This is a genomic window from Qipengyuania sp. RANM35 (genome assembly GCF_041021145.2).
Classification (GTDB): Bacteria; Pseudomonadota; Alphaproteobacteria; order Sphingomonadales; family Sphingomonadaceae; genus Qipengyuania; species Qipengyuania soli.
In genome coordinates, this window is record NZ_CM196433.1 from 1385560 (window position 1) to 1406540 (window position 20981).

Annotated in this window: 21 protein-coding genes; 11 read left to right on the plus strand and 10 right to left on the minus strand. The window is 63.0% G+C overall.

Going from position 1 to position 20981, the window contains the following annotated elements; all coding sequences use genetic code 11:
* Window positions 1-67: 67 nt before the first annotated feature.
* From RAM60_RS06980 to RAM60_RS07005, 6 genes are all read right to left on the minus strand, one after another.
* Window positions 68-295 carry a F0F1 ATP synthase subunit C gene (locus tag RAM60_RS06980; RefSeq protein ID WP_040964046.1) on the minus strand — a complete coding sequence of 76 codons (228 nt, stop codon included), beginning with the start codon at window positions 293-295 and terminating at the stop codon, window positions 68-70.
* 40 nt (window positions 296-335) lie between these two features.
* The gene (locus RAM60_RS06985) at window positions 336-1121 is read right to left on the minus strand and encodes a F0F1 ATP synthase subunit A (RefSeq protein ID WP_200984062.1); all 786 of its coding nucleotides are present in this window, start codon (window positions 1119-1121) and stop codon (window positions 336-338) included.
* Between the two features lie 46 nt (window positions 1122-1167).
* Complete coding sequence (locus tag RAM60_RS06990; RefSeq protein WP_200984063.1) at window positions 1168-1494, minus strand: AtpZ/AtpI family protein; 327 nt, start codon at window positions 1492-1494, stop codon at window positions 1168-1170.
* 189 nt (window positions 1495-1683) lie between these two features.
* On the minus strand, window positions 1684-2076 hold the full coding sequence (locus RAM60_RS06995) for a YdbL family probable chaperone protein (protein WP_369025000.1): 393 nt from the start codon (window positions 2074-2076) through the stop codon (window positions 1684-1686).
* Window positions 2077-2087: 11 nt separating this feature from the next.
* A complete protein-coding gene (locus tag RAM60_RS07000; RefSeq protein ID WP_246450048.1) occupies window positions 2088-2273 on the minus strand; it encodes a YnbE family lipoprotein in 186 nt (61 codons plus the stop codon).
* Between the two features lie 74 nt (window positions 2274-2347).
* Window positions 2348-5515: an intermembrane phospholipid transport protein YdbH family protein gene (locus RAM60_RS07005; RefSeq protein WP_369024999.1), complete on the minus strand. Its 3168-nt coding sequence runs from the start codon at window positions 5513-5515 to the stop codon at window positions 2348-2350.
* A gap of 140 nt (window positions 5516-5655) precedes the next feature.
* On the opposite strand from RAM60_RS07005, the gene radC reads away from it, so the two are divergent.
* On the plus strand, window positions 5656-6354 hold the full coding sequence (gene radC, locus RAM60_RS07010) for a RadC family protein (protein WP_369024998.1): 699 nt from the start codon (window positions 5656-5658) through the stop codon (window positions 6352-6354).
* Here radC and RAM60_RS07015 read toward each other — a convergent pair.
* Window positions 6351-9134: a DUF3857 domain-containing protein gene (locus RAM60_RS07015; protein ID WP_369024997.1), complete on the minus strand. Its 2784-nt coding sequence runs from the start codon at window positions 9132-9134 to the stop codon at window positions 6351-6353. The two genes, radC and RAM60_RS07015, sit on opposite strands and share 4 nt — an antisense overlap.
* Window positions 9135-9335: 201 nt before the next feature.
* Between RAM60_RS07015 and purB the strand changes: the two genes are divergently transcribed.
* The 5 genes from purB to RAM60_RS07040 are packed head-to-tail and all read left to right on the plus strand — an operon-like array spanning window position 9336 to window position 12709.
* Entirely contained in the window at window positions 9336-10646 is a 1311-nt protein-coding gene (purB, locus tag RAM60_RS07020; protein WP_369024996.1) for an adenylosuccinate lyase, read from the plus strand.
* 60 nt (window positions 10647-10706) lie between these two features.
* The gene (locus RAM60_RS07025; protein ID WP_200984067.1) at window positions 10707-11036 is read left to right on the plus strand and encodes a DUF1049 domain-containing protein; all 330 of its coding nucleotides are present in this window, start codon (window positions 10707-10709) and stop codon (window positions 11034-11036) included.
* Window positions 11033-11707 carry an orotidine-5'-phosphate decarboxylase gene (pyrF, locus tag RAM60_RS07030; protein ID WP_200984068.1) on the plus strand — a complete coding sequence of 225 codons (675 nt, stop codon included), beginning with the start codon at window positions 11033-11035 and terminating at the stop codon, window positions 11705-11707. The genes RAM60_RS07025 and pyrF overlap by 4 nt, the downstream gene beginning before the upstream one ends.
* Window position 11708: 1 nt before the next feature.
* Window positions 11709-12071 carry a bleomycin resistance protein gene (locus RAM60_RS07035; RefSeq protein ID WP_369024995.1) on the plus strand — a complete coding sequence of 121 codons (363 nt, stop codon included), beginning with the start codon at window positions 11709-11711 and terminating at the stop codon, window positions 12069-12071.
* 2 nt (window positions 12072-12073) lie between these two features.
* A complete protein-coding gene (locus tag RAM60_RS07040; protein WP_369024994.1) occupies window positions 12074-12709 on the plus strand; it encodes a phosphoribosylanthranilate isomerase in 636 nt (211 codons plus the stop codon).
* 51 nt (window positions 12710-12760) lie between these two features.
* Here the strand turns inward: RAM60_RS07040 and RAM60_RS07045 are convergent, their stop codons facing one another.
* Window positions 12761-13207: an outer membrane protein gene (locus RAM60_RS07045; RefSeq protein WP_369024993.1), complete on the minus strand. Its 447-nt coding sequence runs from the start codon at window positions 13205-13207 to the stop codon at window positions 12761-12763.
* A gap of 265 nt (window positions 13208-13472) precedes the next feature.
* Between RAM60_RS07045 and trpB the strand changes: the two genes are divergently transcribed.
* Genes trpB through RAM60_RS07065 form a run of 4 tightly spaced genes read left to right on the plus strand, consistent with a single transcriptional unit; the run spans window position 13473 to window position 17625 of the window.
* Window positions 13473-14687, plus strand: coding sequence for a tryptophan synthase subunit beta (trpB, locus tag RAM60_RS07050; protein ID WP_369024992.1), 1215 nt, complete (start codon window positions 13473-13475; stop codon window positions 14685-14687).
* Entirely contained in the window at window positions 14684-15469 is a 786-nt protein-coding gene (trpA, locus tag RAM60_RS07055) for a tryptophan synthase subunit alpha (RefSeq protein ID WP_369024991.1), read from the plus strand. The genes trpB and trpA overlap by 4 nt, the downstream gene beginning before the upstream one ends.
* 3 nt (window positions 15470-15472) lie before the next feature.
* Window positions 15473-16321 carry an acetyl-CoA carboxylase, carboxyltransferase subunit beta gene (gene accD, locus RAM60_RS07060; RefSeq protein ID WP_200984074.1) on the plus strand — a complete coding sequence of 283 codons (849 nt, stop codon included), beginning with the start codon at window positions 15473-15475 and terminating at the stop codon, window positions 16319-16321.
* An 8-nt stretch (window positions 16322-16329) separates the two neighbouring features.
* Window positions 16330-17625, plus strand: coding sequence for a bifunctional folylpolyglutamate synthase/dihydrofolate synthase (locus RAM60_RS07065; protein ID WP_369024990.1), 1296 nt, complete (start codon window positions 16330-16332; stop codon window positions 17623-17625).
* A 3-nt stretch (window positions 17626-17628) separates the two neighbouring features.
* Here the strand turns inward: RAM60_RS07065 and RAM60_RS07070 are convergent, their stop codons facing one another.
* Together RAM60_RS07070 and RAM60_RS07075 are read right to left on the minus strand one after the other, a co-directional pair.
* Window positions 17629-17964: a hypothetical protein gene (locus tag RAM60_RS07070; protein WP_369024989.1), complete on the minus strand. Its 336-nt coding sequence runs from the start codon at window positions 17962-17964 to the stop codon at window positions 17629-17631.
* A 34-nt stretch (window positions 17965-17998) separates the two neighbouring features.
* Complete coding sequence (locus RAM60_RS07075) at window positions 17999-19726, minus strand: AmpG family muropeptide MFS transporter (RefSeq protein ID WP_369024988.1); 1728 nt, start codon at window positions 19724-19726, stop codon at window positions 17999-18001.
* Between the two features lie 73 nt (window positions 19727-19799).
* Here RAM60_RS07075 and RAM60_RS07080 point away from each other — a divergent pair, with 73 nt between their 5' ends.
* Window positions 19800-20963 (plus strand): aromatic ring-hydroxylating oxygenase subunit alpha, encoded by a 1164-nt coding sequence (locus RAM60_RS07080; RefSeq protein ID WP_369024987.1) that lies wholly within the window; start codon window positions 19800-19802, stop codon window positions 20961-20963.
* Window positions 20964-20981 lie beyond the last annotated feature (18 nt).

Consider the following 20981-nt stretch of genomic DNA (forward strand, 5'->3'; position numbering starts at 1 on the left):
GGGTACGGGGTAATCTTGCGGCCGGTCGGGACGAACCCCGACCGACCGGAATGACTGATCGGCGCTATTAGGCGACGAAGATCAGGATCATTGCAACGACGAACGCCAGCAGGCCGAGAAGTTCGGCAGCGGCGAAGCCGATGAAGAGGCGGCCCTGCTGGCCGTCGGCAGCGCCCGGGTTGCGCAGAGCGCTTTCGAGGAACGAACCGAAGACGTTACCCACACCGATGGCGGCCATGCCGGCACCGATTGCAGCGAGACCGGCGCCAACCAGCTTTGCAGCTTCTACTTCCATGACAAACTCCTTTGGGAAATCAGATATATTGAGACGAAACTTAGTGAAGGTTCTCGGCGTCGTTGATGTACAGCGACGTCAGAAGAGCGAAAACGTAAGCCTGAATGCCGGCAACCAGCAGTTCCAGCGCGCAAATACCGATCATGAGCAGGAAGCTCGGAAGACCGACCACGCCGGTCCACAGAGCTCCGGCATTGGTGCCGTCGATCACGAAGCTCGACAGCACTTCGAGCAGGACGTGACCGGCCATCATGGCGACGAAGAGTCGCAGGCCGAGGCTGAACGGACGGACCATGAACGAAATGAACTCGATGGGGGCAATCACCGGGATCATGGGCAGCGGCGTGCCGTGAGGCACGAACAGGCTGAAGAAGTGGAGACCGTGCTTCCAGAAGCCGACCAGGAGGACGATCGAGAAACTCAGGATCGCCAGCACGCCAGTCACGGTGAAATGGCTGGTAAACGTGAAGGGATGGAGGCCGATAACACCAAGCGGCATGAGGCCGAGGAGGTTGGCGAAGAGGATGAACATGAACAGGCTGAAGACGTACGGTACGTACTTGCGCCCTGCCTTGCCAATGTTCGCTTCGAGCATGTTGTCGATGAAACCGGTGAAGGTTTCGACCATCATCTGCCAGCGTCCGGGCACGAGCTCGCGCTTCATGCCGCCGGCGACGAAGAGGAAGAGCACCACGGTGGTGATCAGCATCCACAACGCGCTGTTGGTGAAGGCGATATTGTAGCCCATGAGCTCCCAGTTGGCCGAACCGGCAATCGGTTCGATCGTGAACTGGTGCATCGGGTCGACTTTGGCTTCGACTGCCACGTCTCGCTAACCCCTAAATCCTGTAAACAGCGCCCCGAAAGCCCGGTCAGGGCTGATTGTCGGGGCGCACATTAGCCGCACGGATGATGTTCCTGAAGGCGACCACGATCCCGAGGAACAGGCCGACCAACAGACCCCAGGGATTGGTGCCGGTAAAATAGCCGATGGCATATCCGATCACCGATCCGCCGAGGAGCCCGCCAAGAAGATCCGCCAGTACACGGTTGCCGCTACGATAATTCGCGTCGGCACCCGATGCCTGCGGGCGGTTGCGCTCCTCTTCACGCTGCTGTGCGGCTTCAAGCCGCTTTTCCAGCGCATCGATCCGCGCATCCTCCTGGATGGGCTCCCGTGCGGGCTCGTCGTTGCTCATGCCTTGCTCCTTTTAAGGGGGTTGCGCGGCACGGGCACGGACTTGCCCGCCGAGGGCGCCGCCCCCTTAGAAGGGGGGCATGGGCGAGTCAACACGCCAGACCCCTGTTTCGCGCCTCTATGGCTCAAAGTATAACCCCGCCGCCACTGGGGCGACGGGGCAAGCGGTTAGGAAGTTACCTTTCCTGACTTAGGGACAACGCGAATCGCGCAGTGGAGCGCCTGCGCCGCGGGTCGCCCAGCTACCGTCCGGAGCCTGGTACTTTTCGCCCGGCGCGGTGGCCAGGATCGCCTGGCAGCCTGCGGTCAACGCATATTCCTCAAGCGTGGCGTTGGTTGCCTTGGCACGTTCCGAATAGACCGCGCGGCGCTTGATGTTGATGTCGTTGACGATGCGCTGCAGTTCGGCGTTCGATGCGCCAACAATGCCGAGATAGCCGTCCATTTTTTCGCCTACCTCGCCGCTGGCGCGAGCCGCGGCATAGGCCGGATCGCGCTGGGCAAAGGCGGGGCTCGCGATGCCGCCAAGAGCGGTCGCGATCGCGGCGGTGGCCAGCACTGCCCTGGAAATTCGCTTGATCATTATGTCACCCATCAAAAAATATCCGCGTTCTCTTCGATCGTGTTGCCCGCGTCTTCAGCGAGGCGATAGATCACTTCCTGGCGGATGTTGACGTTGAGCTCGATCACGATCGGCTCTTCGGGCGCATTCACTGTGATGCATCCGGCAAGCGCGAGCGGAGCGAGCGTAGCCGCCGCCATCCGTTTCGCACCGTGCATCGCCCTGCTCCCCTGCATGACCGGGTTTGTCGCAGCGCTTGCGCGGTCCGTCAATTCAACGGTTTTCATAGCCCCTACTCGCTTTCCTGCTCCTGAATGGTGGGTTCATCCGGAATTACGTCTTCCGGCTCGATTTTCGGTTCGGCCTCTTCGCCGGTCACGGAGCGGCGCAGCAGGCGCTTGCCATCGTCGGACAACAGGCCAAGCTCGCGCGGGTCGCGTACGGCAGATGGATCGTAAAGCGCCTTCATGCTGGTCAGCAGCTGGTAGAATTGCGCGCGGATGTTGATCCGGAATTGGAGCGGCAGCTTGGCCAGCTGCTTGGTCACGAAGTTGGACTTGGCACCCTCACCCTGGCTCACGCCGTCGAATCGCACGCGAGTGACGATCTCGCCCGTAAGCGGACCTTCCATGATTACGCGCATCTGGTCGTAGTTGAGACTTTTGAGCGCATCGAAGGCGAAATTGGCAATGGGGGACAGGTCCTTGTATGTCAGTTCGCCGACATAGGACACGTTCCCTCCCGGTGGACGGGAGATTAGGACTCCGGTATCAATCTTGCCGTTGCCGTTCGCATCGAAGACAATTGGCACCGTCCCGTCGAAGGTGCCGGTCGCAGAGATGTTCTCCAGTTCCATTTGGGCCACGAACTGCGCCGCCTCGAGTCCGACGATCTCGAAGATGTAACGTCGCTCCTCACTGACGCCGAAGTTGAAGTCGACATCGCGCAAGAGCAGTCGTCCACCCATGAAGGGCCAGCTGCCGCCTGCAACGGCGAGCAAGGTTCCATCTCTCAATGCGAACTCGATCTCGCCATCGAGGACTTCAATACCCGGGTTGATCGAGGCAACTCGCAGCTTCTGGTTCGGAGCGGTCGTAAGATTGAGCAGATCGGTGAATTCGATCGTGCCGCTGGCGCCCTTCACCGGGCCGAATGCAGCAGCGAAATCGAGGCCTTCGGTGCCGAATGTTCCAGAACTGGTAACGTTTCCGTTGGCGGCCCAGTCAATTCGTCCCCTGCCGGTGACCGTGCCATCAGCATTGGCAATGACACCCAATGCCAAAGGCGTAAGCTGATCGGGCTGGAGCCTCTCGTCGAATACCAGGCCAGGGACATCGAGATCGGCGTGCCCCGCCCCGGTCGCGAGGTTGTGCCTGATGTCGGCAATCGTGACGAGACGATCGGTGGCCGGATGACGCAATTCGGCGCGAGCGAGGATGATGTTGTCTTTCAAGGTCAGCCCCGCCCCGCGTGCAGCAAGCGGCTCGAAGCGGTCAGGCTCATTGCGATCGAGCAGGCGGAATGCGCTGTCGGCGATGGTCACCGTGCCCGCGGTGTAGTCCCAATGGCCCGACGCTTCGCGGATATCGAGAGGTACCGCGGCCAGCGTCACATCCGCATCGGTGAAGCTTCCGGCAATATTGTCCCCGATCCTTGCATCGAGATCCGATATCCGAAACCTGCTCGCGGTAGCCGCCGGCCCAAGCGCAACATCGACCTGCCGTGCCGTCATTACACCAGGATAAGCGAACCCGACCGGTCCCGAGGACAGTCTGATCGGCGTTTCGCCGACATAGCCCGACAAATCCAGCGACGTCGCACCGGCGGCGATCCGCATCCCGTCGGCGCCATTGTAGAAAATTGATCGGCCTCGCGGCGGGCACAGGGTCAATCGGTGCTTGTCGAAGCGCAGGTTGGCCAGCTCCAGCTCGTCGAAGCCGATATCAGTGCAACTGGTCCAGATTGCCACGGCTCCACCAGGAGCCCAGCGGCCGTCGAGAGGCACACGTAGGTTGCGCGCCCTACCTCCTGGGAGAGGGCCGCTCGCCTCGATTTCGCCGGCGAAACGAAGCGCCCCGTCGCTTGCCTGGTCGACCAGCAGTCGGGGGATTGCGATTGCCGATCCTTGGGCTTCATATCGCTCCATAGCGAGGCGAAAGAGCGAATTGCCGTTGCTTGCCCGCTCCATCCGGCCAGTCAGTCGCGGAAGGTTCGACCCACCGGTTGCGATATTCCCGGCAAACCGCGAAGGCTTGTCGCCACCGCTTGCTATCTCGACCCGCGACAAGGAGAGAATTCTGGCACCGCTGCCACCGCGAAGTTCTGCCTGGGGAGCCAGGAACGAAATGCGCCTGCCGTCTTTGCGGAACCGGACGTCCGCCTGCAGGTCGCTGCCACGTGCCTCGGCGGCGAGGGCGTTGGCCAATTTGCGCGTGATCGGAGCCAGCAACGTGTCCTTGCCGGTGCGCGCCAGCCCTTGAAGTGCAGCGAGCGACTGTTCACCCAACCGGATGCCATTGCCTTCGACAGCACTGTCGACCTCGATCCGCTCGAAGCCTTTGGAGGCCCTCAGCTGGCCTTCGGCGGTGAGGACTGCGGCGAGCGCCTGCGGCGACTGTGCACCTCTAGCGGCCAGCGAATAGCGTGCGGTGGACACAACATCACGCAACTGCGCCCTCACTGTTCCCGATAGTGAAGCGGCGGCGTATTCACCGAAGCGGGTCCTGCCGCCATCGATAGACGCCTGCAGCGATGGATTGGCCAATGCATCGTCGAGCGACGCATTCATTTGCACCGCATAGTCGGACAGAGAGAGCCCATCCGAATCACAGACCAACGTCCCGAGGCGGATGGGCCCCTGGAACTTGGGTCTCCCTGATGCGACACTGATCTTTCCGAAGGCGGTAGCATCGCGGGCATTGCAATCTGGGGTAGACAAATTGGGTGCAGTCGCCGCCAACAATCCCGAAAAACCCCCGTTGAGCCGACCCGAGCCGTCCAGCTTGAGTCCCATCGGCCCGAATTCGCTTTCGATCAGGCCTCGCCCGTCGCGTATCGTCAGGTTCAGATCAGGAAGTCCCGGGGGCTGGTCGCTCTCGGCGAAGATCACCTTGTCGAGCGATCCGAAACTGAGTTTTCCGTCCAGATAAGTGCCATAGATCCTGGGCTTCACGAGCAGGACGGCGCCGATCTCGGGCAGGCCGAGCCGGTAACGCAATCGTACAACCACCCTTTCGGCAGTGAAATCGGGGGCGGCCGGATCGCCGATAACGAGATTCGAAAGTACCTGGTTCGTGCCGGCGATCTTCTCGATCTCGTAAGTTGCTGGAAGTCCATAAGATTCGAGCTGGTCGGCAATGATATTGTTCGCGATTTTCTCGCGGGAAAACCAAGCAACTATGAGAGCGGCAAAAAGTACGGCGAGCAGCGCACTGGGAACCGCGTAGCGCTTCTTGCGCAAGCGGGAGCGCGGTCGAGTTTCATCACCGCCGTCATCCAGAAATTGACCGTCTTCCGCGTCCCTCTCCATTGAACCCACACTTGCGCGAGCCGCGCACGAAAGGCAATCAAGTGTCTGAAACGTATCGTGTGGGGGTTTGGTTGCCGGACAATGCGAATAATTCGGCTGCCCATTCGGGGACCGGCCACCGTGAACGGCTTCGTCAACGCCTACTGAAGGGCGGAAGCGAGGCGCTGGCCGACTATGAGCTGCTGGAGTTCCTTCTGTTTTCGGCCATCCGGCAAGGCGACACCAAGCCAGTCGCCAAGGCACTGATCGCGCATTTCGGTTCGTTTTCGGCAGTGCTCAATGCCGAAGCCGGGGCACTGCGCCAGGTCAGGGGAATGGGCGAAGCGAGTTCCGCCGCGCTCCATGCCGTTGCGCTTGCGGCGCGACGGATGACCCGGGGTGTGGTGGAAGACAAGCCCGTGCTAGGTAGCTGGCAGGCGCTCCTCGATTATCTGGCCGTCGACATGGCTCATCTCACGGTCGAACGCGTGCGTGTGCTCTATCTCAACTCTCAGAACCGGCTGATCCTCGACCACCACGTGGGCGATGGCACTATCGATGAAGCGGCAATCCATCCGCGCGAGGTCATCCGCAAGGCGCTGGACATCGGAGCGACCGCGCTGATCCTCGTGCACAACCATCCCAGTGGCAATCCCGAGCCCAGCCGCGCGGACATTCAGATTACCCAGCGGATCGCGGAAGCCGGGCGCCTGCTGGGCGTCACGGTCCACGACCATGTGATCGTCGGGCGGAGCGGGCACGTTTCGCTCCGCGCGAAAGGGCTGGTCTAACGCTTCGGTGAGATGCCGTAGCGCTGGTAGCGAATGGCAATGTCGGGCGACAGGCGCAGGGCATGCTCGATGTCCTTCCTCCCATCGGCCTGGCCCTTCCCCAGTCGGATGATGCCGCGCAAATAGAGGCTCGCTGCCTGTTCGGGCTGCTTGCGCAGCGCTGCTTCGAGGTCGTCCAGCGCATCATCTTCGCGACCCAGGCGATGGAACAGCAGGGCTCGGCTATCGAGAGCGGCAGCGCTGTACCCGCCCGCCTTCACCGCCTTGTCGCAAAGCTGCTCACCGTCCGCCACGCGGTAATTCCAGGTACCCATGAACCAGCACTGCGAATTGAGGACCAGTTCATCGCCGGGTCGATCCTTGAGCACTTCCTCGAGCATCTTCCAGGCTTCCTCGACACGTCCGGTCGGACCGGCGATCTCGGCGAATACCTGCGCCAGCGAGGAACGGTCATCACCACTTACGTCGATAGCATCGAGTACCGCGAGCCCTTCGTCGGGCCGTCCGGCGACCGACAGGGCGTTCGCATACGCCGTGCCGTGAGCAAGGTCGCCGGTCAGGTCGTAGGCGGTTTCGGCGGCGAGGACCGCCTCGTCATAACGACCGGCATCGGTAAGGATTTCTGCGCGTGTGGAATAGGCCAGCGCAGTACCGTCGATATCGATCGCCCTGTCGATGTCGGAAAGCGCCGCATCGTAGTCGCGCGCCATGGTGTAGAGGGCACCGCGCAACATGTAGTAGTTGCTCTCGTCCGGCATCAGTTTGACGAGCGCATCGGCCCCTTCCCGCAAACTCGCAACGCGCTGGGCGATTTCCTTGTCGTCAAGTTCCCAATAGCGGCGCGGAGAAGCGATCTTCACTTCGGGGTCGGCGCTAGCCAGCGCGCGCATCGCAGCCTTCTCGGCAGGAATGTCCGCGGCCGGTATTTCGACCGGCACGAAGCTGGACGAATCCTTCACCCGTACCACGCCCTTGTCGAGGGACAGCGAACGTTCGAACCTGGTGCCGGCTATCGTCCGAGGCGCGAGATCGCCAGTGCCCGTCACGCTCGCGCCGACGCCGCCTTCAGGCAGGATGATGACCGCTTCCTCTGCAGAGGTCATCGGGCCTCCCACCTTGTAGGGCACGTTCCGCCATGCCGCCCTCGCGCGGTCCGGGTCGAACGCCCAGTTGGTCGACGCGGTGTAGATCTTGAAGGTCGCGGCATCCTGGTCGATCTTGAACGAGTCGCTCAGGATGCCCTTCGCCTTCAGTCTTCCGGTTCCGGTTGAGGGATCGTAAGAGAAAGCGGCATCGTAGACGACGCTGTCGAGCACTTCCTCCATGTACTTCTGGGCATAGGCGATGGCGATTTTCGGATCGCTTTCGCTCGCCCTCGCCCGCATTTGCGCGCCGAGCACGCCATGCGTTTCCACGTCGATTTCATAGAGTCCGGGAAGATCGACACCGCGAGTGAAGTCGTAGGTGATGCGCATGATACGGTCGGGCACGGTCGGCCAGCGCTGTTCCATCCGCACAAGTTCCGCACCGTCTGCGCGGATCGGCAGGGCATAGACGAAGTTCGGCACCTCGCGCAGCGTGTCGAGGCGCGCACCTGCGCTTGTACCGTCGAGCCAGTAATCCTCGCCATCGACCTTCGCGCGAACGATGACGTGGTCAAAAGCGCCGGGCAGCGGCTGCCAGGCCGAAACCGCATCGCCATTGGTGGCATTGACCATCACCGCCTCGGCATCGACTCCCAGCTCGCGCAGCATGGCAAGCAGCAGCAGGGTCTTGGCCTTGCAGTCGCCGTAACGCAGGGTCCAGGTTTCTTCCGGCGTCTGGGGCAGGTAATTGCCGCCATCCATGCCGTTCATGAGGTAGTTGACCTCGTCCTGCACACTCTGGAGGGCAAGCGCTACTCGTTCCAGGGGTACGGAGGTGGCAGACCGGATCCGTGCAACCTCCTTCGCCAGCGGCGAGCCCGGTACGATCGCACCATCGGTCCGGTAGTGTGGAGCCATGACGGCAGCCACATCGGACCAACTGGCGAAGCTTCCCGCCATGATCGCCGGTGTCAGCTGGAAACGCCCTGGCGCGTCGGTGGGCATCTCGATGGGCTGGGCGATAGGTAGCATCACTTCGATCGTTTCGAAGCCCTTTGCCCTGGTAACGGTGGGCTGCGGCGCCCCGCCAAGAGTCGCGTGAGCGATGTGGGCCGATTCCGGCCATGAGATGCGCAACCGCCCGAAACCAAGGCGTGTGGGTTCTGCAGTCAGCGCCTCGGTCGCCTGCATCGATCCAGCCAGCGCCTGATCGCGACTGGTGGTAGTGCTGGAGAATCGCAGCACGTCGCCGACCTTGATGCCGGGAATCTTGAACAATGCCGTGAGCGCGCCGTTCACCGTACGCCGCTCGAGCTCGGTCTCGCGGCGGATGATCTCGGGGCGCACGCCCTGCGCCACCAGGTCGATGATCTTGCCGTCGCGAAGTATCTGCAGGCGATGGATCGTCAGGTCGCCCTTGTCGGGAAGCCAGCCGAACTGCACCGTACCGAGGCGGGCGAGCACTTCTGTATTGCGCACGTCGTAAGCGATATCGGTGTAACGGCTGACCACGCCGTCTTCGAGCCGCAGCTGGCGGTCGAAGACCACGACTTCCTGCTTCTTGGCCATGGCCGCGTCGAAATCGAACGGGGCCACCCACGCCGGGGCCTCCGCAAACCTGACTTCCTCACCAGCAAGGGCGGGTACTGAAATGAAGGCAAGCGGCGCGACCGCAATCAGGAAACCGGCTCTCACAAACGTCTCTCCCAAGACTTTGCATGAAGCGTATACCCAAGCTGCGCAGTTGCAATCGGTTTGTCGCTTGTAGAGAGCATTTCGTCGCCACGTGCGCACGAGTTCACTCTGGATGGCTGCCCTCTAGCGGGTTGCGATTTTGCGGCACCGCGCCTAGCGGCAGCGCCAACTCTCACATCCCGTTCCGGAGTCCCCTGCACCATGGTCCCTCGCTACGCCCGCCCCGACATGACCGCCATCTGGGAGCCGGAAGCGAAGTATCGCATCTGGTTCGAGATCGAGGCGCATGCGACCGAGAAGCTGGGCGAGCTGGGTGTTGTCCCGCCGAGTGCGGGCAAGGCCTTGTGGGATTGGTGGGCGACCAATCCGAAGATCGATGTCGAGGCGATCGACGAGAAAGAGCGGATCCTCAAGCACGACGTCATCGCATTCCTCGACTGGGTCGCGGAACAGGTCGGCCCAGAGGCACGCTTCATGCACCAGGGCATGACCAGCTCGGACGTGCTCGACACAACGCTGGCCGTGCAGCTGGCCCAGGCGAGCGACATCCTGCTGGCAGATCTCGACGATCTCCTCGCCGCCATCAAGCGTCGGGCCGAGGAGCACAAGTACACCGCCACCATCGGGCGCAGCCACGGCATCCATGCCGAACCGGTGACCTTCGGGCTCAAGCTGGCGCAGGCCTATGCCGAATTCGACCGCTGCAAGGCGCGCCTCAAGGCCGCGCGCGCAGAAATCGCGACCTGCGCGATTTCGGGCGCGGTCGGGACATTCGCCAACATCGACCCCTCGGTCGAAGAATATGTCGCCAGGAAGATGGGCCTCTCGGTCGAACCCGTATCAACGCAGGTCATCCCGCGCGACCGCCACGCGATGTACTTTTCGACCCTCGCGGTAATCGCCGGGTCGATCGAGCGCCTCGCCATAGAAATTCGCCACCTCCAGCGCACCGAAGTGCTCGAGGCCGAGGAATACTTCGCGCCCGGCCAGAAGGGTTCGTCGGCGATGCCGCACAAGCGCAACCCGATCCTGACGGAAAACCTCACCGGGCAGGCGCGCATGATCCGCGCCTATGCTCTCCCCGCGCTGGAAAACGTCGCCCTGTGGCACGAGCGGGACATCAGCCACTCCTCGGTCGAACGCTTCATCGGTCCCGATGCGACGATCACGCTCGACTTCGCCCTCGCCCGCCTGACCAACGTGGTCGACAAGCTGCTTGTCTACCCCGAGCGCATGCAGGCGAACATGGATCGCATGGGCGGCCTTATCCATTCGCAGCGCGTGCTGCTGGCGCTGACACAGGCCGGAAAGACCCGCGACGATGCCTATCGCCTGGTCCAGCGCAACGCGATGAAGGTGTGGGAATCGGATGGTCGCCTGATGCTCCTCGACCTGCTCAAGCAGGACGAAGAAGTGACTGCCGCGCTTTCCGAAAAGGAACTCGAGGAGAAGTTCGACCTCGATTACCACTTCAAGCACGTCGACACGATCTTCGCACGGGTCTTCGGCTAGACGCGAGCGCTTCCCGGGCCTAGCAAGGCGCAAAAGGGCAAAAGGGGAGCTTGAGAAACAATGCAGATCATCCGCACGGTCGTCTGGGTCCTGGTGCTGTTTGCACTTCTGGCATTCAGCTTCTTCAACTGGAAGCCGGTCGAGGTGCAGCTGTGGTCGAACCTCGTGCTCGAGACCAAGCTGCCTGCGCTCGTCGTGATCTCTTTCCTCCTGGGCCTCTTGCCGATGTGGCTGATCCACCGTGCGAACAAGTGGCGCATGACCCGCCGCGTCAACGCTCTCGAAGCGGCGACGACGCGGCTTGCGACACCCAAGGAACCCATCCCCACGCCGACCCCCACCGGCGAACCAGCCAATCCCGTCGAACCGGAACCCGACAAACCCCTATGAGCAATCCGATCTATCTCGCCCTCGACGTTCCCCGCCTGCGCGATGGCATTGACCTCGCGAAGAAGGTCAAGGGCCACGTCGGCGGCATCAAGCTGGGTCTCGAATTCTTCTGCGCCCACGGTGCGCACGGCGTTCACATGATCGGCCAGATCGGGCTGCCGATCTTCCTCGACCTCAAGCTCTACGACATACCCAACACCGTGGCCGGCGCGATGTATGCCATCCACCAGCTCGAACCTTCGATCGTGACAGTTCATGCCAGCGGCGGGCGTGCGATGTTGGAAGATGCCAAGGCCGCAGCTGGAGAGAATACCAAGGTTGTCGGCGTCACCATGCTCACCAGCATGGACCAGCGCGACCTCGAACGGACGGGCGTGTCCGGTTCGGCCCATGACCATGTGCTGCGCCTTGCGGAACTGTCTCACGATGCCGGCCTCGACGGGATCGTTTGCTCGGGTCACGAGGTGAAGGCGGTCCACGACCAATGGAAGGACGGCTATTTCGTAGTCCCCGGCCTGCGCCCCGCAGGCAGTGCCGTCGGCGACCAGAAGCGCGTCGTCACCCCGCGCCAGGCACGCGACGATGGTGCGAGCGTGCTGGTCATCGGACGCCCGATCAGCCGGGCAGATGATCCGGCGAAGGCAGCGCGCGAGATCGAAGCGACCCTCTAAAATGGCCGATCGCGCCACGCCCAACCTGCCCGCACGCGATTTCGATGCGACGGAGAAATTTTACGCAGCGCTCGGCTTCGAGCGGACCTGGCGCGACAATGGCTGGATGATCCTTTGTCGGGGCGACCTGCAGCTCGAATTCTTCCCTTGGTCCGACTTCGATCCGGCGACGAGTTCCTTTGGCTCGTGCCTGCGCGTCGACGACCTTGCCGGCTTGATGGAAGCTGTGGTCGCCGCGGGGATACCAAATACCCGCCAAGGCTTTCCGCGGTATCACCCGCCCCAGCGGGAGGCGAGCGGCCTCGAAATCGCCTATCTGATCGACCCGGACTGCTCATTGCTGCGGCTCATCCAGAACCCCTGATCGTGTCGGCCCAGGTCAAGATTTGCGGCGTGACGACGACCGAGGCACTCGAAGCAGCCATCGGCGCGGGCGCGAGCTATGTCGGCCTGAACTTCTATCCCCCTAGCCCCCGCTTCGCCGATGCGGAGACAGCAGGCCTGCTGGGCAGGACGGCGAGTGGTCGCATCCCGCTTGTCGGCGTCTTCGTCGATCCGACCGATGAGGAAATTGAGGCCGCAGTCGCGCATGCCGATTTCGCCGCTCTCCAGCTCAACCGGACGACAGCCTTGCGCCGACTACGGATCAGGGAGCGTTTCGGCCTGCCGGTGTGGGCCGTAGTCGAAGTCGAGTCCCGCCTCGACACTCTGGCCGTCAATCACATCGATGCGGCCGATTTCCTGCTCTGGGACGCAAAGACTCCCAAGGGGAGCGCGTTGCCCGGCGGAATGGGTCATTCGTTCGACTGGTCGCTGATCGCATCCGTCACTCCCCCTCTGCCCTGGGGCCTGGCTGGTGGATTGGATCCGCAGAATGTGGCCGAGGCGATCGCGGCGACCGGAGCGCCGCTGGTCGACACGGCGAGCGGCGTCGAGAGCGCGCCGGGCGTCAAGGATGCGGCCCTCATCCGTGCCTTTTGCATGGCGGTGCGAGCCGCATAGAAAAAGGGCGGCCCCGCAGGACCGCCCTTCCCTGTTCGATCTTACGAAAAATCAGAAGGTGAGACCGAGGCCGACGGCAGCGGTGTTCACATCGACGACGTCGTCGAAGAAGTGACGGTACTCGACCTTGAGGTAGGCAGCCGAGCCCAGCTTGTGCTGGTAGCCGGCACCGGCGTGGAAGGCGTCGCCGTCACCGAAGCTGTAGCCAGCGGTGCCGTAGATCTTGCCGGCGGTGCCGACCTTGGCGCCCAGACGACCGGTCGCGCCCCAGACGATGTCCGAACCGTCGACGAGAATCTTGTCGGCCGAACCTTCGACGCCGAAGAATGCGGTGGTGCCGAGGTCGAAATCGTGACCGGCAGCAACGCCGAGAACTGCTTCTTCCTGACCCTGGGCCCAGGCGATGCCGCCACGGACTTCGGCGCGGCTTTCATTGGCCTGCGCGGGGACGGCGACGGCTGCAACTGCAACGGCGCCAAGCAGAGCGATCTTACGCATAAACTTCTTATCCTTTGTTTTTCACAGCGGGAATGCTCCCGTCTGGTGCACATAATTTGATTTCCCCGCCTTAGGTCGGCAATACACAAATGTAATAATGCAACGCATGAACTGTTACTTGTTGCGTGAAGGTGACAGTTCCTGAACATCAGCTTTCCATTTGATAAACAAATGTGAAAGGATCGACTGGATGAACCCTGCCTTTGTCGGTTCAGACGACTGCTTGCTGGACAAGCCGACACGCTTTTGCGAAGCGCCACGGCCGATGGACACCAAAGCCAATTCCTACCGCACCATGCCCGACGAACGCGGGCACTTCGGCGACTACGGCGGGCGCTATGTCGCCGAGACGCTGATGCCGCTGATCCTCGACCTCGAGCGCGAATACCGCGCCGCGCAGGCTGATCCGGCATTCCAGGCCCAGTTCGACGACCTGCTCGAACACTATGTCGGCCGCCCGAGCCCGCTCTATTTCGCCGAACGTCTGACTGAGGAACTGGGCGGTGCGCAGGTCTGGTTCAAGCGCGACGAACTCAACCACACCGGCGCGCACAAGATCAACAATTGCATCGGGCAGATCCTGCTCGCGCTGCGCATGGGCAAGACTCGTATCATCGCCGAGACCGGCGCGGGCCAGCACGGCGTCGCCACGGCCACGGTCTGCGCGCGCTTCGGCCTGCCCTGCACCATCTTCATGGGTGCGACCGACGTTGCCCGCCAGCAGCCCAATGTCTTCCGCATGAAGCTGCTCGGCGCAGAGGTCGTTCCGGTCACCGCCGGGGCTGCCACGCTCAAGGATGCGATGAACGAGGCGCTGCGTTACTGGGTCGCGAACGTCCACGACACCTTCTACATCATCGGCACCGCCGCCGGCCCGCACCCATATCCCGAGCTTGTCCGCGACTTCCAGAGCGTGATCGGCAAGGAAGCCCGTGCGCAGATGCTCAGCCGCATCGACCGCCTGCCCGATCTGCTCGTTGCGGCGATCGGTGGCGGTTCGAACGCACTCGGCCTGTTCCACCCCTTCCTCGACGATCCCGACGTGCGCATGCTGGGGGTCGAAGCGGCAGGCTACGGCCTTGATGGCGACCAGCACGCGGCGAGCCTGCTCGGCGGCTTCCCCGGCATCCTCCACGGCAACAAGACATATCTGCTGCAGGACGAGGACGGCCAGATCACCGAAGGCCACTCGATCAGCGCGGGCCTCGACTATCCCGGCATCGGCCCCGAGCACGCGTGGCTCAAGGACATGGGCCGCGTCGAATATACTGCCGTCACCGACCAGGAGGCTCTCGACGCATTCCAACTGCTCTGCCGGACCGAGGGCATCATCCCCGCGCTCGAACCGAGCCACGCCATCGCGGCGGTGGCAAAGGTAGCGCCGACGATGCCCAAGGACGCGATCATCCTCGCTAACCTGTGTGGACGCGGCGACAAGGACATCTTCACCGTGGCCGACAAGTTGGGAGTGGAGATGTGACGCGATTTTCCGCTGCCTTCTCCAAGTCACACCCCGCCCTTGTCTGCTTCATCACTGCAGGCGACGGCGATACCGCAGCCAATCTCGACGCGCTGGTCGCGGGCGGCGCGGATGTGATCGAGCTGGGCATGCCCTTCACCGATCCGATGGCCGATGGCCCCGCGATCCAGTCGGCGAACCTGCGCTCGCTTGGTGCCGGTACGACCACCGCCGACGTTTTCCGCATCGCCACCGATTTCCGCCAGCGGCACCCTGACACCCCGCTGGTGCTGATGGGCTATGCCAACCCGATGGTTCGGCGTGGCCCCGAGTGGTTTGCACAGGCGTGTACCGACGCGGGCATCGACGGGGTTATCTGCGTCGATATCCCGCCGGAAGAGGACGACGCGCTCGGTCCGGCGCTGCGCGACAAGGGGATTTCCCCGATCCGCCTCGCCACCCCTACCACCGATGCCAAGCGCCTGCCGCAGGTGCTCGAGGGGTCTTCCGGCTTCCTCTACTACGTCTCGGTCGCGGGCATCACCGGCCTCCAGCAAGCCGCACAGGCCAGCATCGAAGACGCGGTTGCACGACTCAAGGCCGCCACCGACCTGCCTGTCGCGGTCGGCTTCGGCGTGCGCACGCCTGAACAGGCGGGCGAAATTGCCAGGGTTGCCGATGGCGTTGTCGTCGGTTCGGCGCTTGTCGAGATCGTCGGACGTTACGGCAATGATGCTCCGGCAAAGCTGCGCGAACTCACGGCAGGTCTTGCCAAGGCGGTGCATTCGGCGGCAAGGGGCTGACCCATGAACTGGTTCACCCGCGTCCGCAATTCGATCACCTCGCTGTCCAAGCGCAGCACCGACAAGGACCTGTGGGTCAAGTGCCCCGGGTGCCAGCAAATGGTCTTCGCGCAGGAGTACGAGGAAAACGCCTTCGTCTGCCCGCGCTGCGACCACCATGGCCGCATCGGTGCCGACGAGCGCCTCAGCCAGCTTCTCGATGAAGGCTTCGAGGTCCTCCCCATCCCCGATGTGAAGGAAGACCCGCTCAAGTTCCGCGACACGTCGAAGTATACCGACCGCCTCAAGAAGGCCCGTGCCAACAGCCCGCACAAGGATGCCTTCCTCGTCGGTTCCGGTGAAATAGAGGGCATGCCCGCTGTCGTCGGGGTGCAGGATTTCGGCTTCATGGGTGGGTCGATGGGCATGGCCGTGGGCACCGCCTTCTGCCAGGGTGCCGAGCGCGCCCTGAAGCGCAAGTGCCCCTACATCGTCGTGACCGCAGCCGGTGGCGCGCGCATGCAGGAGGGTATTCTCAGCCTCATGCAGATGCCAAAGGCGACCGTTATGACGCGCCGCCTGAAGGAAGCGGGCCTGCCCTACATCGTGGTGCTGACCGACCCGACGACCGGCGGTGTCACGGCAAGCTACGCCATGCTGGGCGACGTCCACCTGGCCGAACCGGGTGCGCTCATCGGTTTTGCCGGCCAGCGCGTGATCCAGGACACCATCCGCGAGCAGTTGCCCGACGGGTTCCAGCGTGCCGAGTACCTGCACAAGCACGGCATGGTCGACATGGTCGTCCATCGCCATGACCTGAAGGACACGCTGGCGACGCTGATCGATTACCTGGCACCCGCCAAGGCCGCCTGATCCGCGCCATGCGGGATTTCGCCCGCTCCGACAGTCCTGCCGTCCAGGAGCAGCTCGACCGACTGGGCCGTCTTTCCGTGCCCGAGGGGCGCCTGGGCCTCGACACTATCCGCGCCCTGCTCGCGCGTCTTGGCGATCCGCACAAACGCCTGCCGCCCGTGTTCCATGTCGCGGGGACCAACGGCAAGGGATCGACCTGCGCCTTCCTGCGCGCAATGCTGGAGGCGCAAGGGTGCAAGGTCCACGCCACAATCAGCCCGCATCTCGTCCGCTACAACGAACGAATCCGGGTCGCAGGCGAGCTCATTTCCGATGAAGGCCTCGCGGAATTGCTGGCGGAAGTGCTGGATGCCGGGGAAGACCTCAATCCCAGCTTCTTCGAGGTCACTATCGCCGCCGCATTCGCTGAATTCGCGCGCGTGCCGGCGGACGCCTGCGTGGTCGAGGTCGGACTTGGCGGTCGTTTCGACGCGACCAATGTACTCGAGCCCGAAGTTCTCGCTGCATGCGGAATCGCAGCACTTGGTATCGACCACGAGCGCTTCCTTCTGGCACCTGAAGAAGGTGTGCCGGAAGCACCCATGGCGCGGATCGCGTTCGAGAAGGCCGGCATCGCCAAATCAGGTGTGCCGCTGATTACACTCGGCCCCACGCAAAGCGCTGCAGCGGTCATCTTCGAAGTTGCCGAAAGGGTCGGCGCTCCGATCATCATGGAAGGCGTGGATTTCCAGATCCTGGCGGACGGACAGAACTTCGCTGTGGTCGATGCCGACTCCCAGATAGTCCTGCCCCTGCCTTCCCTGTCCGGTGCGCATCAGGTGAGTAACGCCGGATTGGCCGTCGCCATGCTGCACAATCAACGCCGCATTCCGGTCGGCCATGAAGCGATGGTCAAAGGGGTGACTTTGGCCCGATGGCCAGCTCGCCTGCAGCTAATGAAAGATGGCCCACTTACGGCAGGGCGTGAAGTGTGGCTCGATGGAGGACACAATCCGAGTGCCGGGCAGGCACTTGCGAACCATTTCCGGGGACAGCGCCTCCACCTCGTCATCGGCATGCTCTCTGCCAAGGATCCTGGCTCGCTGGTGGGACCGCTCGGCAAGTCGATTGCCAGCATAACCGTGGTCCCGGTTCCGGGACACGAGTGGCACAGCGTCGGCGTATTCGGTCCCGAAGCGCAGAGTGCCGGAAGCCTTCCCGAAGCTTTTGAGATGCTCCCCCGGGACGAGTTGCCTGTCCTGGTCGCAGGTTCGCTCTACCTCGCGGGCGAGGCCCTGCGGCTAAATGATGAGTTCCCGGATTAGAGCCTAGAGACTGCGGACAACGAAGGGCGAGTGGTCCTTCGTCTTTTTGATCACGACCGGGCGCAATGGCTCGTCGAACACGATGGCAATCTCGTTACCCGTGCGCCGCCCGACGGATCCGAAGGCCTCAAAGCTGAGCCAGCTCAGCAAGCAGTCGCGAATGCCCACTGTGGACATGCTCTCCGGCACCCCGATGCGCGCGCCGCCTTGTGACAAATCGAGAATTCGAACGCTCTTCGGAGCACCTTCGAGGGTGATGAGTTGCGCGGCCAGCCCGACTTCCACCCGAAGGAAATCGCGCTTGGAGTGATCATCCGAAGGGTTCGGCACCGCGCTCATTCCTGACCCATACGCGAAAATGGTTAGACATGGCTTAACCGGTCTGCCCGGTCTCGCCGGCTTCCGGAGCGATTATCCCGGCGGCAGCCTTCGACCGGCTTTCGCGCCACCACTCGATGCAGACGAGCACAGCAGCACCCAGGCCAATCCAGGTGGTGAGGACGAAGACATCGTAGAAGCCCTGCTTCTCGATCATCTCGCCCAGCGCCCCGCGCCCGAGCGTGCCAACGAGCAAGGTCAGCGACGAAAGAAGAGCATACTGGACGGCGCTGAACTTCTTCGAGACGATCGAGGACAGCCACGCGATATAGGCGGCCCCCGCGATGCCGATGGCAAGGTTCTCGAAGCCGATGGTGATCATCAGCCGGGCAAGTTTCTCAGAGCCACCCGGGAAGCTTTCGACCAGCCCGGTGAAACCGATCGCCCGGCTCAGCGCGCCCATGTTCGCTCCGCCTGCGGCGAGGTCGGCGTAGAGCAGGTTCGTCAGGGCAGCGAGGATCCCGCCGAGGAGCAGCGTCGGCATCCGCCCAACCACGGTCAGCAGCCAACCGCCGAGGGCGAGGCCAAGGATGATGGCGCCGACGCCGAAGAACTTGGACGCGAAGGCCACCTCGTCGTTCGTGTACTGCAACTCACCGAGATAGAACGGATAGGCGAAGGTGCCCCAGATCGCGTCGCAGATGCGGTAGGTAAGCACGACTGCAAGGATGAGCACCAGAGACCAACCCATCCTGCCGACGAATTCGACGAGCGGGAGGACCAGTGCGCGGTACAGGTGATCGAGTGCATAGGCTGTACCCGAAGCCGGTGGAGCATCTTCCGCCAGCAGGTGCATGCCCTTGCGCTGTTGTGAGGCAAGCCAGCCCGCGATGAGTGCGGGCAGCACGATCGTGGCGACAATAATCCAGGGGCCGACATTCAAGGTGAAGTCGGTCGGATTGGGGCGGTCTTCGGGCGCATAGGTCATCGACATGATCATGAAGGCCAGCACCACGCCAATTGCGCCTGCCCACAGCAGACCGACCAGCGCCAGCGCGCGATTGCGGATTGCCGGCTCGATCTCGCCGGCCTTGCGCAGCGCACGAACCTGCTCGTCGCCGACGGCACTGGTCTGGGTAGCATCCCCGTCGGCATTCGGAGCCATGAGGCAGATTGCTCCGGCCACCAGCAGGATCGCGCCCATCATCAGGTATGTCTCGGGCCAGCCAATGCGTGCCGCGATGATGAGTCCGAGTGCGCCACCGACAAGCGAGGAGAGGCGGTAGCCCATCTGGTAGACGGTGGAGAGGATGTCGATCGTCGCCTTCTCGTCCGCCACGTCGATACGCCAGGCATTGATTGCAATGTCCTGTGTTGCGCTGGCGAAGGCACCAATTCCCGCGAGGAGCGAGAACATGCCGAGCTGGCTCTTCGGATCGAGCAGGCTCATCGTCACGAGGATCGCACCGAGCAGCAGCTGCATCGGCACGATCCACTGCTTGCGCTTGCCCAGCTTGCGCAGCAGCGGGAGGTCAACCTTGTCGATCAGCGGCGACCACAGGAACTGGAAGGCATAGGCAAGGCCGATGAGCGAGAAGATGCCCATCGTCTCCAGGTCGACCTCGGCCTCGGTCAGCCAAGCGAACAGCGTGCCGAGAAACAGGGCGAATGGCAGGCCGCTGGAAAAGCCGAACAGCAGCATGAAGCCGGTCTTGCGATTGCCCAGCGCCATGCCGAGCGCGCGCATGCCCGATATCTTCTTTTTCTCCGCGACCTCAGCCATTCCCTAGCGTCCTTCCGTTTGCGCCGGTTTTTTGCGACACTAGCCCCGAGAGAGAGCGAGAGGAACTGGCGTCATGAGCGCTGTCGACACCAAAAATTCCTCGCGCCGCCCGACCGACGGAATGATCGCACTCGCGCGCGACATCGCCGAAGGCCGGAAGCGCGATGCCGCCGATGCGAGCACCGTGCCGGCGCAGGTCTATACCGATCCTGAATACTGGGCACGCGAGAAGGCGGCGATCTACGACCGCCTGCCGCAAATCCTGTGCCCCTCGGCGCTGTTGCCCGATCCGGGCATGGCAGTGCCGCACGACGCCACGGGCCGTCCCCTCCTCATCACTCGCGATGCGTCGGGTCAGGTCCATGTCTTCCTCAACGTCTGCCGCCACCGCGGCACGCGACTGGTCGAGGGCAGCGAGGTGCAATGCGCCAAGAAACTCGTCTGCCCCTACCACGCGTGGACCTATTCGGTGGACGGGCGGCTTCTCGCCCTGCCCCGCCCCGACACCTTCCCTGATCTCGACAAGGGCGGCTACGGCCTGGTCGAGTTGCCTTCCCGGGAAACCGGCGGCCTGATCTGGTTCTGCCCGCGTGAGGATACGGCGGACTTCGCGCTGGCGGAAAAGCTTGGCGAAGACTTCGATGCGCTCGGCATGGGCGAACAGGTACTGTTCCGTCGCAAGACCCATTCGGTCGCGGGCAACTGGAAGCTCATCATGGATGCCTTCCTCGAGAGCTATCACGTCACCCGCCTTCACGCGAAGACGATCGGGCCGTTCTTCAAGGACGGTGCGACCAGCGGTGACATGATCGGCCCGCATTCGCGCAGCGCGGTCGGAAGGCTGGAAGAAATGGAGGGCGTCGACCTTGCGAACATGGGCGAGCTGCGCCGTGTCGTTACCTTCGCCTACCAGATGCTGCCCGGCGCGCTTGTCATACCCAGTCCCGATTACATCAACCTCATGGTGATGATGCCCCAGTCGCACGACCACACACTGGTCGAGGACTTCATGCTCATTCCCGAGCACCCGGCAACCGACAAGGCGCGCGACCATTGGGAGCGCAGCTGGGCACTGCTCGACGGCGGGGTTTTCGCCTCCGAAGACTTCCGTGCCGCCGAGCTGGGTCAGCAGGGCCTGTCGACCGGTGCCATCCCGTTCCTGACGCTGGGGACGATGGAGGGCGGCATCAGGCGGTTTCACGAGACGGTCGAGGAAGCCTTGCGCGCGGCCAACTGAAGGCCTAACCGCGCGGCC